Annotated in this window: 15 protein-coding genes; 9 read left to right on the forward strand and 6 right to left on the reverse strand. The window is 70.5% G+C overall.

The window, feature by feature from the left end; genetic code table 11:
* Positions 1 to 93 precede the first annotated feature (93 nt).
* A complete protein-coding gene (locus AB0K36_RS16160; RefSeq protein ID WP_364594030.1) occupies positions 94 to 2,148 on the forward strand; it encodes a hypothetical protein in 2,055 nt (684 codons plus the stop codon).
* A gap of 80 nt (positions 2,149 to 2,228) precedes the next feature.
* The gene (locus tag AB0K36_RS16165) at positions 2,229 to 2,828 is read left to right on the forward strand and encodes a hypothetical protein (protein WP_364594033.1); all 600 of its coding nucleotides are present in this window, start codon (positions 2,229 to 2,231) and stop codon (positions 2,826 to 2,828) included.
* A gap of 139 nt (positions 2,829 to 2,967) precedes the next feature.
* Here AB0K36_RS16165 and AB0K36_RS16170 read toward each other — a convergent pair whose 3' ends face one another.
* Positions 2,968 to 3,567, reverse strand: a complete 600-nt coding sequence (locus AB0K36_RS16170) for a GNAT family N-acetyltransferase (protein ID WP_364594036.1) — start codon at positions 3,565 to 3,567, stop codon at positions 2,968 to 2,970.
* Between the two features lie 140 nt (positions 3,568 to 3,707).
* Here AB0K36_RS16170 and AB0K36_RS16175 point away from each other — a divergent pair, with 140 nt between their 5' ends.
* On the forward strand, positions 3,708 to 4,205 hold the full coding sequence (locus AB0K36_RS16175) for a hypothetical protein (RefSeq protein ID WP_364594038.1): 498 nt from the start codon (positions 3,708 to 3,710) through the stop codon (positions 4,203 to 4,205).
* Positions 4,206 to 4,411: 206 nt separating this feature from the next.
* Here AB0K36_RS16175 and AB0K36_RS16180 read toward each other — a convergent pair whose 3' ends face one another.
* Positions 4,412 to 5,137, reverse strand: coding sequence for a dienelactone hydrolase family protein (locus AB0K36_RS16180; protein ID WP_364594041.1), 726 nt, complete (start codon positions 5,135 to 5,137; stop codon positions 4,412 to 4,414).
* A 391-nt stretch (positions 5,138 to 5,528) separates the two neighbouring features.
* Between AB0K36_RS16180 and AB0K36_RS16185 the strand changes: the two genes are divergently transcribed.
* Positions 5,529 to 6,326, forward strand: a complete 798-nt coding sequence (locus AB0K36_RS16185; RefSeq protein WP_364594043.1) for a maleylpyruvate isomerase N-terminal domain-containing protein — start codon at positions 5,529 to 5,531, stop codon at positions 6,324 to 6,326.
* 229 nt (positions 6,327 to 6,555) lie between these two features.
* Here the strand turns inward: AB0K36_RS16185 and AB0K36_RS16190 are convergent, their stop codons facing one another.
* A complete protein-coding gene (locus tag AB0K36_RS16190; protein ID WP_364594046.1) occupies positions 6,556 to 6,987 on the reverse strand; it encodes a DUF4259 domain-containing protein in 432 nt (143 codons plus the stop codon).
* Between the two features lie 293 nt (positions 6,988 to 7,280).
* Positions 7,281 to 8,036 (reverse strand): helix-turn-helix domain-containing protein, encoded by a 756-nt coding sequence (locus AB0K36_RS16195; RefSeq protein WP_364594049.1) that lies wholly within the window; start codon positions 8,034 to 8,036, stop codon positions 7,281 to 7,283.
* Between the two features lie 221 nt (positions 8,037 to 8,257).
* Between AB0K36_RS16195 and AB0K36_RS16200 the strand changes: the two genes are divergently transcribed.
* Genes AB0K36_RS16200 through AB0K36_RS16210 form a run of 3 tightly spaced genes read left to right on the forward strand, consistent with a single transcriptional unit; the run spans position 8,258 to position 10,713 of the window.
* Entirely contained in the window at positions 8,258 to 8,926 is a 669-nt protein-coding gene (locus tag AB0K36_RS16200; RefSeq protein WP_364594052.1) for a DUF4097 family beta strand repeat-containing protein, read from the forward strand.
* Between the two features lie 39 nt (positions 8,927 to 8,965).
* Entirely contained in the window at positions 8,966 to 9,931 is a 966-nt protein-coding gene (locus tag AB0K36_RS16205; RefSeq protein ID WP_364594055.1) for an ATP-binding cassette domain-containing protein, read from the forward strand.
* Positions 9,928 to 10,713 carry an ABC transporter permease gene (locus AB0K36_RS16210; protein WP_364594058.1) on the forward strand — a complete coding sequence of 262 codons (786 nt, stop codon included), beginning with the start codon at positions 9,928 to 9,930 and terminating at the stop codon, positions 10,711 to 10,713. Before AB0K36_RS16205 ends, AB0K36_RS16210 begins: the two co-directional genes overlap by 4 nt.
* A 93-nt stretch (positions 10,714 to 10,806) precedes the next feature.
* On the opposite strand, the gene sigJ is transcribed toward AB0K36_RS16210, so the two are convergent.
* On the reverse strand, positions 10,807 to 11,775 hold the full coding sequence (gene sigJ / locus AB0K36_RS16215) for an RNA polymerase sigma factor SigJ (RefSeq protein WP_364594061.1): 969 nt from the start codon (positions 11,773 to 11,775) through the stop codon (positions 10,807 to 10,809).
* Between the two features lie 99 nt (positions 11,776 to 11,874).
* On the opposite strand from sigJ, the gene AB0K36_RS16220 reads away from it, so the two are divergent.
* Positions 11,875 to 12,249, forward strand: a complete 375-nt coding sequence (locus AB0K36_RS16220; RefSeq protein ID WP_364594064.1) for a hypothetical protein — start codon at positions 11,875 to 11,877, stop codon at positions 12,247 to 12,249.
* Between the two features lie 15 nt (positions 12,250 to 12,264).
* Here AB0K36_RS16220 and AB0K36_RS16225 read toward each other — a convergent pair whose 3' ends face one another.
* On the reverse strand, positions 12,265 to 12,801 hold the full coding sequence (locus AB0K36_RS16225) for a helix-turn-helix domain-containing protein (RefSeq protein ID WP_364594067.1): 537 nt from the start codon (positions 12,799 to 12,801) through the stop codon (positions 12,265 to 12,267).
* On the opposite strand from AB0K36_RS16225, the gene AB0K36_RS16230 reads away from it, so the two are divergent.
* Positions 12,791 to 13,411: a LysR substrate-binding domain-containing protein gene (locus AB0K36_RS16230; RefSeq protein ID WP_364594070.1), complete on the forward strand. Its 621-nt coding sequence runs from the start codon at positions 12,791 to 12,793 to the stop codon at positions 13,409 to 13,411. The two genes, AB0K36_RS16225 and AB0K36_RS16230, sit on opposite strands and share 11 nt — an antisense overlap.
* Positions 13,412 to 13,526: the final 115 nt, after the last annotated feature.

Here is a 13,526-nt window from a genome sequence, read left to right on the forward strand (position 1 = left end):
GCCCGGGCACGGCCGCAAGCCACCGAAATGCCTGGCCACGGAGCTTGGCAGGCCTGTTCGGGCGCCGGGTGGCCCAGCGCTACAGTCCACCGCATGACCACGCTCGAACTCCGGCCCACCCGGCACTGTTCGCCCGGCGAGAGACTGCTCCACGGCAAGGGCGTGGTCTCGGCGGTGGGAGCAGGGCGTGCCGAGGACTGGGCTGATCTTGATCGCGACGTCTGGTGGGCCACCGTGTCCGCGGTCATGGGCCGTTCGCACCATGGTCGTGTCCGGGTCGGCCACCACTGGTTCGACAAGCGGGAGATCGCGGACTGGAGCCGGGCTCCTTACTGGCACGAGCCTGCCTCCGGTGTGGGCTCGCCTGCTTGGAGCCGGCCTCCGACCGAGTCCGAGATCGCGCTGTGCCTGTGCCACGCGGACACCCGGGTACGTGCTGCGGCGCTCGGACTCGCGGAGTCCGCAGCGTTGCCCGTGTCTGTGCTGCCGCTCGTCCTGATCCGGTGCGCGGACACGGAGAAGCCTGTACGTGACCTCGCCCGGTCGGTCCTCGGCAGTGTTCTCGCCGGGGCGGACGAGGCCGTGCTGCGGCCGCTGATTCCACTCGCTGTGCTGGTGGGCATGCGGCGGTACGGGTCGTGGGCACGGGACACGCTCCTTGAGCGGATCGGTGACGTACCCGTGGAGGCGGTGGCCGAGCTGCTGTCGAGCGACGGTCGCGACGCCCGGATCGCTGGGCTGCGCGCCGGGGCGTCGTCCGGTCGGCTCAGCGCGGCGGAGGCCCGCGCGATCGCCGAAGGGGATCCCGACGGCGGCGTGAGGGTCCAGGCGGTACGCGCCGCGATGCGCCTGGCGTTCCCGCCCGGGCCCGAACCGCGAACGCCACCTACGCAGGCACTGACCGGGCACGCGGATGCCGCGTGGCGGCGGCGTTCCGGGGCGAAGGTCCAGAGCCCAGGGACGGCACGGACCGGGGGAGGGGATCGGACCGAAGTACCGAGACAGGCGCCGGCACTGGATGGGATGCCTTCCGGTCAGGACGCGCGAGCCTGGGTTCTCGCCTTCCTGGACTCCTGCCGCGACCGCGAGGTCCGCCGGGGCACCCTGGCCGCCGCCCTTGAAACGGACTTCTTCCAGGCCGCGGACTTGGCCCACCTCGCCGTCTCCCATCGCGATCGGCACATCCGGCGGCACAGCTGCGCGGCTCTTCTGGCCTGTTCCGACGGGCACTCCTTCCTCGACCTCCTGTGCTCCGCCCGGGACTCGGCCGTGCACGCCGTCGCCGTCGGACGACTGCGGTCCGCCGGCCGTGGCGACGAGGTGGGACGGCACCTGACGGACCCGTCGGCGTCGGTGCGCGCGGTGGCGTGCCGGGAGTTCCGTTCCGCGGGAGGCGACCCTCGCACGCACTACCAGGAGTTGTGCGCCGACCCGAGAGCCGTCACCCCGGCGGCGGTCGTCGGGCTTGCCGAGCAGCGGTGTCCCGCAGACGCCGTCCTGCTCCAACCGCTCACTCGGCACCCGCGGGCCGAGGTCCGGGCACGTGCCCTTGCCGCGGTGCGCATGCTGGGCGGCCTCCCCGACGACGCGATGCCGGTGTTCGCCGACGACCCCGACCCGCGTGTGCGTGCCACCGCGCTCGGCGCGTTGCGCCACAACCCCCGCACACTGCGGGACCTTGTCCACCACAGGCACAGCGATGTGCGAGCCACGGCGCTGTCCTTGCTTTCCCGCCGGCACGATCTGACCTGGCAGGAGGCGCTGCCGTTCCTGGAAGACCCCGTTGCCACCGTGAGCGACGCGGCGGCAAGGGCACTGCGACGCACAGCGCGGGAGATCCCGACATCCCTCCTGCTCAGCCTCGCCGACCCCGATCGCCCACGCGCCCAGCGGGCCACCGCCCTCAGCCTCATCGCCGGGCGGCACGAACCGGACTCCCTGCTCGCGGCCCTGCGTCTGGTCGACGATTCCGACCCCGCAGTACGCAGAACGGCACGCGACCGAGCTGTGACGGTGTTGCGGCGGCGAGAGGAGATCACCGGCCCGCACGCGGACGCGATCCGCACACTGGCGGACCGGTACGCGACCGAACTCCCGGTGTGGCTGGCGCAGATACGAAGGCGGAACGCAGCCGAACGAAGACGGTGACGTCCTCGTTCGAAGGAGCGACGACTCCCGTCCCGGACAACCTGGTCGACGCAGGTCAGCGGGGCTCGTACCCTCGCGATGTGTCCGAACCTCGAAGCCCCGACTCCTGGCAGCAGGTGACGTCCCGCCAGGACTTCACCGCCTACCTCCGGCAACTGTCGGCCGACTGCGAGAGCGCGTGCGGCGGGCAAGACCCCCGCGTCACCGCTGCCCAGCGCTGGACCAACCAGTCCGTCGACGCCTTCCTCTGGGCCTGGGTCCGACTTCTGGAGAGCCGGCTCGACGGTACGGACCTGTTGCACGAAGAAGCTCCCGGCATGCCCGGCTGGCGCGGACTGGCCTTCCAACTGGACACCCTCCGCACCTCCCCGCCCGGGTTCGACAGCGCCCTCGCCGATGTGGTCACCGAGCCGGGCGAGGTGGGCAGTGCCCACGACTTGCGCCTGTATGCCGCGACGCTCGCCACCGACTTCGCCCGCGACCAACGGGAAATGCAGCTGAAGACCGGTCGCGGCGAGTGGGCCGGCGATGGAGGGAGCTGGGCGTCCGGCACCCTGCACGACGTGCTCGAATCCTGGACCGCCTGGCTGGACACCGACGCGCCGTTCCATGCCCGACTCGAACCGGTCACCTGGTGGTCGGTCGCCCACCAGCTTTCGGTCGCCCGGATCTACGAGTAGCCCCGACGGACCAGATCCGGGACGAGGAACGCGAGCGCCACGTCGGCCGTGCCGAGCGGGGCTCGTTCCCCCGGTCCGGCCGTACCCCTTCGACGCCGTGGCGCTCGGTGAGGGGCCAGGGCCTCGATCACGCGGCTGATCAACGGCCCGGCGGCGTCGAGCCGGTGGTGACCGGCACGCCATCGGACTCGTTCGTCCAGCCGTTCAAGTCCCGCTTCCAGTCCTGGACGAGGAGTCCGAGCAGCACCTCGTCCAGGAACTCGCCCATCACCCAGGCCGAGGATCGCAGCACACCCTCGCGGACGAAGCCGTTGCGCTCGGCGGAGCGCAGCATCGCGGCGTTGTCCGACAGTGTCTCGATCTGCAGCCGCTGCAGGCCGCGTACGACGAAGCCGTAGTGGCACAGCACCGCGACCACGTCCGTGCCGTAGCCCTGTCCGCGGGATGACGGGAGCAGTCCAAGGCCGATGTGCGCGGACCGGTTGTGGTTGTCGATGCCCCACAGCGTCGCGGTGCCGACCAGCGTGCTGCCGTCCAGCTCCACCACGGAGAACGGGACGTGCCCCTGCTCCTTGTCGTCCACCACCAGCCGTGGATCCTTCGAGCCGGGCGTGATCGGCCGCCACGGCCCGCTTTCGGCCCGCGAGGCGTTGACCACGTCGTCGTAGAGCTCGGCCCGCAGGACCGGGATGTCGTCCTCGTGCCGGGCCCTCAGCCCGACCTTGTTGCCCCTCAGCATGCAAGCTTCCTATCCGACCGGCCTGACGTGCGGCAAACCAATAAGCAACCGCCGCGGCTCGACCGGCACGGGCCGTTCGACTGTCCCCGTGCACCAGGCGACGGGCTACGCCGATCGAGGCGCCGTCTAGGCTCACGCTCATGAGCGAAGATCACGACGCAGAGCCGGTCTTCGTCCGCTCCAAGTGGGGGACGAATCGTTACGTCTACAACGCGAACAACCCCGTCGGGATGGCGCTCATCATCGCGTCCCTGCTCTTCGCGGCCGGCGCCATGTACTCGCTCCACGACAGTTCGTCCTGGAGCGAGGGGGAGCTCCACGACGCGGTCCACGCCGCCGTGGACAGCCTCAACGCGGCACCCCAGCAGGTGGGCGGGTGGAGCGGCGACTACGAGGAGCTGATAGCCGACGCGATCGAAGCCAGCGGTGAAGGCCCCGAACACGGCATCGTGAGCGTTTCGCCGGAGTACTACGACGCCGATGTCGCAGGGGAGTCCGACTCGGAAAGCTTCGAGGTCACGTCGGACGACGTCGACGATGTGTATTGCCTGCGCGTCTCTCCGCCCCAACCCGAACCCGACACCTTCACCGCCGTCACCGTCAGCATCGACGTGACCGTGGACGCCGATTCCTGCTGACGCCCTCGGGCGCGCGGTCCGCCGAGGTCCACGCCGGCAGACCGCCGGTGTGCTCGGGAGCAACGGCGGTGTCGTGAGGGCCTGTTCCTGCACGAGCAGAAACACGACGGCGGCGGACTGCTGCGGCCTTGGTACTGGTGGGCTCGCGCATTCAACTGTCCCGGTTCCCCGAGGAACCCGGCCCGCTGTCGTGGTTGCCGACCAGATCACCCCGTTACGGGCAGGCACTCGGCGAGCAGGTCGACGACGTCCCGCCAAGCTCGCTGCGCATGCTGAGGGTGAAAACCGACCCCAGGAAGCACGATGTGGTCGACCGGCGGGTGATGGAAGGCGTGCAAGGCGCCGCCGTAGACCACGAGGCGCCAGTCAACGCCCGCAGCCTGCATCTCGGCAGTGAATGCGTCCCGTTGCGTGGGCGCCATGATCGGGTCTTCCGACCCGACCCCGGCCCACACCGGGCAGTGAATGCGCGCCGTCTCGCCTGGTCGGCCCGTGGTCAGTCCGTTGACCGTCGCGATCGCGCGCAGGTCGACGCCGTCGCGCCCGAGTTCCACCGCGATCGCGCCCCCGGTGCCGTAGCCGACGGCGGCGATCCGGTCCGGGTCGGTCCGCGGCTCGGCACGGAGCACGTCGAGCGCCGGGTGGCCGATGCCTCGCATCCGGTCGGGGTCAGCGAGAAGCGGCATGCAACGGGCCAACATCTCCTCCGGGTCGCCCAAATAGCGCCCGCCGTGGAGGTCGAAGGCCAGGGCCACGTATCCCAGCTCGGCGAGCACATCGGCCCGGTGGCGCTCGACGTCGCTGAGCCCCACCCCCTCGGGCCCGACCAGGACTCCCGGCCGGCGGTCGACACCGGCCGGGAGCGCGAGATGCCCGATCATCGTCAGGCCGTCGGCCGCGTATTCGATCGTGCGCGTCGTAACCGTCGTCATGAGCCTGGACTGTAGTGATCGTCGAGCCCGGCCGGGCCGGTGTTCTGCCGCTGGCAGAGGGCAGGTCTCCGGCGCATTCCGGAACCACCCCGTCAGCGGTTCGGCTCAGAGCCTGAGAACAAACCGCCGTCCGCCCGAAGGACGGACGCACCGGACGCCGCTGCTCGCAGGCGGGGTTTGTTCAGTCGCATGCCGCTTCAGGGCCTCAACCGCTCTGGTCACGCAGGGGAGTTCGGGCATCCTCCGACGCCGCATAGCAGACCGTCGCGCCCTGCTCGGGCGACGCACGGTCGGCGGCGGAGAGGTCGTTTCTCCGTGGTGGTGCGGGTCCGCGTGCGGCCGCTGTGAAAATCGCTGTCCGATTGCAGGAAGGCGGTGATAGAGAGTCCGGGTGACAACGACACTTGAGTTCCCCGCTCTGCTGCGACTGATCGACGAGCGGTCGACCGCCTTCCGCGCCGCGGTCGCCTCCGCGCCCAGCCTCGACGTGCAGGTGCCGACCTGCCCCGAGTGGACACTGTTCGATCTGGTGCAGCACCTGGGCGAGGGGCGTCGCTCCTGGGCCGCCACCGTTGCCGCGGGGCCTGCTCCGGCCAAGTCGGCAGCGGAGGGCGCCCCCGTTGCGCCCCGGGAACGCGAGGCGCTGCGGGCCTGGTTGGCGGAGTCCACGGAGCAACTGCTCGACGCACTGCGGAAGGCCGGCCCGGATCGCGGATGCTGGACGTGGTGGGAGACGTCGCAGTCGCCGCAGACCTCCGGTGCCGTAGCCCGGCACCAGCTCCAGGAAATCGCGGTGCACACCTACGACGCCCAGATCACCGTGGGTGCCCCGCAGCCGCTGCCGGCCGAGGTGGCACTCGACGGTGTCGACGAGTTCCTGTCCACCTGCGTCGCAACGACGAGTGCCTGGCCGCACAAGCCCGCTGCTGTCGACTTCCACGCCTCCGAGGGCCGCTCCTGGCGCCTCGCCCTCTCCGCCGACGGCGCACGGACCACCCGTCGCCCCGGGCCCGGCACCATATCGGCCACCGCTGCCGGCCAGGACCCCGACGCGGCCAACGCCTCCGCCCGGGGCACGGCCGGCGAGCTGGTCCTCGTCCTGCACGACCGTATCCCGATCAACTCCCTGAAGCTCGACGGCGACCGACGTATCTTCGACCAGCTCAGCACCTGGGACCCGAGTGAGTAGGACGTGACGATGCGCCCTCTCGTACGCCCCGAGGCATGCCTGCCGCCAACGGCTACAGCCACGCCGTGGTGGCCTCGGGGCCGCTGAGGAAGCAGACCACCACGGCTGCGAAGCGGCTGGCCAAGGGCGGCGGCCTGCAAGCTGGTCATCGGCCACCTGGGGCCGATGACACGGGAAGCGCTGTCCGACCTCGGGTTCCGGCTCCGCTTCTCTGACGAGTGATGCTCCGTCATGTACGGACATCGAAGAGAGGGATGGTAGGTGGTGGAGGGGAAAGTACTGCGCGAAGGCGGGTGAGTGTCACTCGCCATTGCTTCAAGTCCTGCGGGTCGACCCAGTTCGAGGCCGGCCCCGTCTCGTCGTCGGCAATGCGGGCGAGGGCTTCGCCGGCGAGTGCCCGAAGGTCGGCGGGAAACGCGGGCATGGGTGTTTCCGGACCGCAGGTCGTGTCGACGGATTCGCCTCCGGGGCACTGCGCCGCGATCACTGCAGCGGCGGCCACTGCCTCGTCTGCCTCCGTGAGGTAGCCAGTGGCGTCGATCGTCCGGATGAGGACGCCTCGGATCAGGGCTTCGCGTGCGTCGGGATCGACGTCGTCCAGGGCGTCGGCGAAGTCCGCAGCCGTGTCGTTGCCGAAAGGCCCGGTGTCCCATGTGCCCATGCTGATCTCCTCACTTGGTTTCGCCGGGATCCTCGCACCGGGCACCGACAGCACGGCTACGGGGCGAGCAGAACCCGCCTGCGTAGGGAGTCGAAGCCCGCACGGCCGAAGATCTTGCCTTTCAACAGGAAGTGAACGGCGGCATGCCGGGCCCGGGTCCGCTCGGCGAACCGTGTCCTTTGCGGCCCCGGCCCCGGCTCAGGTCGGACCGAGGCGCGTCGGCACCCGGACGCCGTGCGGGGCGCGAGGACCGACGCGGGCCCACCGCAGGCTGCGACCGTCAAGACAGTCGCCTATCCGCGAGCCGGACTCGATTCGGCAGCGCCGCCCGAGGGCGTTGTGGCTTTCGTGTGGAGGACCTCGCGTGCCTGCTCCGCGGCGCGGACGGTGCTCTCGGAGACGAAGTCCAGGAAGCGGGCTATGTTCTCGAGGCGGACGCCGGCCGGGGTGTGGGGGCCGAGGATGCCGGCGCCTTCCCGTGTGGTCCGGACTATCTGGGCCATGGACCGGGCGCTGGCCATCATCGACTGGTACATGATGTCGTCGTCGATGGCATAGCGCTCGCGGCGGCGTTCGTCGCGCTCCCGACGCACCATGCCCTGGCTCTCGAGGAACGCGATCGCTTTGGAGACGGACGCCGGGCTGACGTCCAGGCGCCGGACGAGTTCTGACGCGGTGAGGCTGCCGGTGTCGGTGAGGCTGAGGGCGGCCATGACCCGGGCCATCATCTTGGGCATGCCCGACTGCATCATGGCGGTCGTGAACGTCTCCTCGTACGCGCGCACCGCCTCGGCGTCGCGTCCGTGGGCCGGCGGGGGCGCCTCCGTGCCCCGCGGCGCGGCCGGCCTGCGCCGGTGCGTGCGGCGTTCGGTGGCGCGGTGGGCGAGGTCGGCGCGGTAGGCGGTGGGTCCGCCGTTCCGCATCACCTCACGGGTGATCGTCGAGGTCGGACGGTCGAGACGTCTGGCGATCTCCGCGTAGGCGAGGCCGTCGGCCAGCCCCAGCGCGATCTGCTGACGTTCCTGCTGGGTGAGCCTGCCTCCCGGCATCGCGGTCTCCTTCGTGCTCCTCGGAGCTTCCAGCATAGCGTTCATCTCGAGTCCATTGCAACGACAAGCGATCTGATGTTGCGTTACCTTGCAGGGTCGTTGCAACGATTATGGTGCTCTCACCAGCATAAACGCCATCGCAATGCAACGAACGTGTTGATGAAATCGTGAATGCAACGTAGCTTTCTGGCATCGGAAACAACGAGCCCAAGGAGAGCACCATGCAGAAGTTCGACACCCCCGCCCCGGTCTCCGCCGTCCTCAGCATTCCCGCCGGGCGCATCCGGTTCATCGCGGCCGACCGGGCCGACACCACCGTCGAGGTCCTGCCGGCGAACGCCTCGAACGGACGCGACGTGAAGGCGGCGGAGCAGGTCAAGGTCGAATACGGCGACGGGGTCCTGCGTATCGAGGCCCCGGAGGCGAAGAACCGGATCCTCGGCAGCTCCGGATCCGTCGAGGTGACCGTCCAACTGCCCGCCGACTCCCGCGTCGACGCCAAGGCGGCCAGCGCCGAGTTCCGTGGCGTCGGCAGGCTCGGCGACGTCACCTTCGAAGGCGCGCAGGCCTCGGTCAAGCTCGACGAGGCCGCCGGCGCCCGCCTCAGCACCCTCGCCGGTGACATCTCGGTCGGCCGCCTGGGCGGCCCCGCGGAGATCAGCACCATGAAGGGCGACCTCCGGATCACCGAGGCCGTGCACGGCACCGTCGTGCTGCGCACCGAGTCCGGCGACGTGTCCGTCGGCGCCGCCCCCGGAGTCTCCGCCTCGCTGGACGCCGGCACCACCTACGGCCGGATCCACAACGCGCTCAAGAACACCGACGGCGCAGCCGGCCTGAACATCCACGCGACCACCGCCCACGGCGACATCGTCGCCCGCAGCCTCTGACCCGCAGCCTTTACCCGCAGCCTCTGAGGAGCACGCATCATGACCAACCCGGCCATCGCGGCGAACGGGCTACGCAAGTCCTACGGCGACAAGGTCGTGCTCGACGGCGTCGACCTGCACGTCCCCGAAGGAACGGTCTTCTCCCTGCTCGGCCCGAACGGCGCCGGCAAGACCACCGCCGTCAAGATCCTGTCCACCCTCATCTCCCCCGACCCCGCCTCCGGCGAGATCCGCGTCGGCGGTCACGACCTCGCCGCCGAGCCCCAGGCCATCCGCGCCAAGATAGGCGTCACCGGCCAGTTCTCCGCCGTCGACGGCCTGATCACCGGCGAGGAGAACATGCTCCTCATGGCCGCTCTGCACCACCTGCCCAAGCGCGACGGCCGGCGGGTCACCGCCGAACTGCTGGAGCGCTTCGACCTGGTCGACGCCGCGAAGAAGCCCGCCTCCACCTACTCCGGCGGCATGAAGCGCCGCCTCGACATCGCCATGACCCTCGTCGGCGACCCGCGGATCATCTTCCTCGACGAGCCCACCACCGGCCTCGACCCGCGTAGCCGCCACAACATGTGGCAGATCATCCGCGAGCTCGTCACGGGCGGCGTGACCGTCTTCCTCACCACCCAGTACCTGGAGGAGGCCGACCAACTCGCCGACCGCATCGCGGTGCTGAACGACGGCAGGATCGCCGCCCAGGGCACCTCCGAGGAGCTCAAGCGGCTGATCCCCGGCGGCCACGTCCGCATCCGGTTCTCCGACCCGACCGCGTACCGGAGCGCCGCATCCGCTCTGCGCGAGGTCACCCGGGACGACGAGGCGCTGGCGCTGCAGATCCCCAGCGACGGCACCCAGCGCGACCTGCGCTCCATCCTCGACCGGCTGCACTCCGCCGGCGTCGAGGCCGACGAACTGACCGTGCACACCCCCGACCTCGACGACGTGTTCTTCGCCCTGACCGGCGGCACCGCCGCCGTCCCCGACCAGACCAAGGAGGTTGTGGGATGAGCTCCCTCGCCCTCGCCGTACGCGACTCCTCCACGATGCTGCGCCGCAATCTGCTGCACGCGCGCCGCTACCCGTCCCTCACCCTGAATCTCCTGCTCACGCCGATCATGCTGCTGCTGCTCTTCGTCTACATCTTCGGCGACGTGATGAGCGGAGGCCTCGGCGGCGGCGACCGCTCGGCGTACATCGCCTATCTCGTCCCTGGCCTTCTGTTGATGACCGTCGGCAGCACGGTGATCGGGGCGGCCGTGTCCGTCGCCACCGACATGAACGAGGGCATCATCGCCCGTTTCCGGACCATGGCGATCCACCGAGGATCGGTGATCATCGGACATGTCGTCGGCAGCGTGCTCCAGTCGATCGCCAGCGTCGTCCTCGTCGGCGCCGTCGCCGTGGCCATCGGCTTCCGGGCCACGAACGCCACCGCCCTGGAGTGGCTGGCGGCGTTCGGACTGCTCACACTGTTCGCCCTGGCGCTGACCTGGGTCGCGGTCGGCATGGGAATGGCCAGCCCCAACGCCGAAGCGGCCGCCAACAGTGCGCAGCCGCTGATCCTCCTCCCGCTCATCTCCAGCGCCTTCGTCCCGGTCGACTCGATGCCGGGCTGGTTCCGGCCGATCGCCGAGTACCAGCCCTTCACCCCCGCCATCGAGACTCTCCGCGGCCTGCTCCTCGGCACCGAGATCGGCCACAACGGATGGCTTGCCCTCGCCTGGTGCCTGGGCCTCGCCGTCCTCGGCTACTTCTGGTCGGCCGCCAAGTTCAACAGCGACCCGAAGTAGCCTGCATGACAGCGCGGGCAGCCTCCCGCGATTCGCACCGCCCCAGGGCGGCGTACTCCGACACCGCGTCGGTCTGCGCCGCCCTGTTCCGCGTCATCGCCCGCCCGCCGGGCCCCGCGGCGGCCGGATCCCGACGAAACCGTCCGGCTGACTCTCCCGCGCCCACGGCCGCAGCTTCTCCGGGTTGCGGACCGCCCAGACCCGGGTGACGCGCCCCTCGGAGACGTCGAACGAGGCCACGGTCATGACGACGCCGGCACGCTGGGCCACCAGGCCCGGCACACCGTTGACCGACCGCTCAAGGAGTTCGAGCCCCGGAGCCTTGACGGCGATGGCGACCATGTATTGGGCGATGCGCACGCCGCCCTCGACAGGGCGCAGGACGGTGCCGACCATGCCGCCGCCGTCGGCGGTCATCACGGCGGCCGGGTCGAGGAGACCGACGAGGGCTGCGATGTCCTTGGTCTCCCATGCCTCTTTGATGTGCCTCACCACGTCGGCCCGGCCGGTCGCCGTCACCGGAGCGCGGTCGACGCCCACCCGCCGACGGGCGGAGGCCGCCAGCTGCTTGCAGGCCACGGGCGTCCGGCCGAGAACGTCGGCGATCTCGGCGAACGGGTACCGGAAGACGTCATGCAGGACGAACGCCACCCGCTCGGCGGGCGTCATCGACTCCAGGACGACGAGGAAGGCCATGGCCACCGACTCGTCCAGGACGATCTGGTCGGCGGGGTCCGCGGGGCCGGTCGAGCCGCCGCCCGCGTGGCCCCACTCGGTGCGGTCGGGCAGCGGCTCGGGCAGCCACGCACCGACATAGCGTTCACGGCGGGCCCGCGCCGAGCCGAGCAGGTCCAGGCAGATGCGGCCGGTCACCGTCGTCAGCCAGGCGCCGGGGGACAGGATCTCCTCCTGCCGGCTTCGCGGCAGTCGGTACCAGCGTGCGTAGGCATCCTGTACGGCGTCCTCGGCCTCGGTGACCGAACCGAGCAACCGGTAAGCGACATTGATCAGTTGGCGGCGCTCGTCGGCTGTCCCGTCCGTACTGGTCCTGGCACTCCCCATGCTGCGTCCGCCCCTCGCCTTACCTTTCGCAGGCCCGCGTCGTCGGGTTGATGAGACCTTATCGATCTACTGCCCGAGGGCGGAAAAGAGGACTGTGGAATGGCCACTCAGGTGACGGCGACGGCGAACGCGCAGCGCGTCTCCTCCTTCCTGCAGATCGCGATCACCCTGCAGACCCTGACCATCTTCCTCCAGGCGGTCTCCGCCGGCCTGCTGATGACCTCCTCCTACGGAGAAGTGCTGCACAGTGTCGGAGCCCGTGTGATGTACGGGGCGTCGATGCTGTACGTGCTCGCGGCGGTGCTGGCGTGGAAGCCGGGTGGCGGCTCCCTCCGGCCCGTCCGGCACGCGTCAGGCTTCCTCGTACTCGCCTCGGTCCAGGTCGTGCTGGGCATCGCGCACGTCCCGTCGGTCCATCTCCCTCTGGGTGTCCTGATGTTCGGCCTGAGTGTGCTGGCCCTGGCCCGGCGCTGAGGTACGGCCAGGGGGTCAGGACGCGGTCAACGCCTCGACGAGCTGGGCGAACTCGCCACGTTGCCGTTCGGTCAGCGTGGCGTAGAGCGGCGCTTGCATCTCGTCGGTGACTCGCTCGGCACGCCGCAGCCGGGGGATTTGTGCCGCGGTAACGGCAGGCGGCTCCTGCCAGCCGTAGTGGCTCGCCTGCTCGGCACCGAGGTTGACGACCATGGCCGCTCGGGCGCCCAGCCCACACAGGCGCACCGCCGCCAGATGGCACGCGCCACGGTGTTCCCGTAGTACGTGGACGCGCTGCATGGCCGCGCCGACCGGGTTGTTGTCGGGGCAGGGCTGCGCGCGCCAGCCGGCGAACAGGGGCAGTGCGTCGGCGTCGGCGGCGTCGATCAGCTGCTGTGCGAGGTGGTTGAAGTGCTCCACGTCGACGTCGCCGGGGATGTGGGCGCGTCCCCACGTCCGGACGGCCCCCGCGTAACAGGCGGCGGCTTCCTCCGCCGGCATCACGGGCCGTCCCGCCAGCGCCACCGCCACGCTCGCCGCATTGCCGTCCACCGTCGCCAGGATCGTGGCCCCCGCGCTCACCGCACTCGGCTCGCACCACCCGCAGCTCACCGTGACGTGCCTTGTCACCGACCAGGCGCAACTGCGGGAACTCACGCTCGGCACCGTCGATGTCGTGCTGGGGCAGCGGTATCACCACCTGACCGATGCGACACCCCGGGGGATCGAGGTCTCACCGCTGCTCGACGATCCGCTGCTCGTCGTCACCGCAGCCGAACAGGCCGACGAGCGGCCCGTCACCCTGCGGGAACTGGCCACGCACGATCTCGCCGTGCCGCCGCCGACCACGGACTGCGGTCAGGCCATCCTGCAGGCCTGCCACCAGGCCGGCTTCACACCCACGCCCCGCTACGTCACCGCCGACATCGCCGCCCAGCTCACCCTCGCACGGGCCGGCCTCGCCACCGCGCTCGTCCCCCGGACGGCCATCGACCCGACCACGCCCGGAATCCGCACGGCGCCCGTCGAAGACCTCCCGATCCTGCGCCTCCTGTTCGCCGCGACCCGCCGCACCGGGACCGCGAACCCGACGACCACGGCCGTCGTCGCGGCACTGCGCACAGCCGCGCGGCAGGGCACCACGTACGTCCCGCCGGCCTAGGAGAGGTTCGTCGAGCCGGTTCGAACGCTTCGATTCGAGCCGGTCGTTGAAGCTGCCGGTGCCGGCCGGGTCGGCAACTGACGCCCCCTTGGCCGTCGCCGTGTCGGGCCACCGC

This window comes from Streptomyces kurssanovii (assembly GCF_040677245.1).
Lineage (GTDB): Bacteria > Actinomycetota > Actinomycetes > Streptomycetales > Streptomycetaceae > Streptomyces > Streptomyces kurssanovii.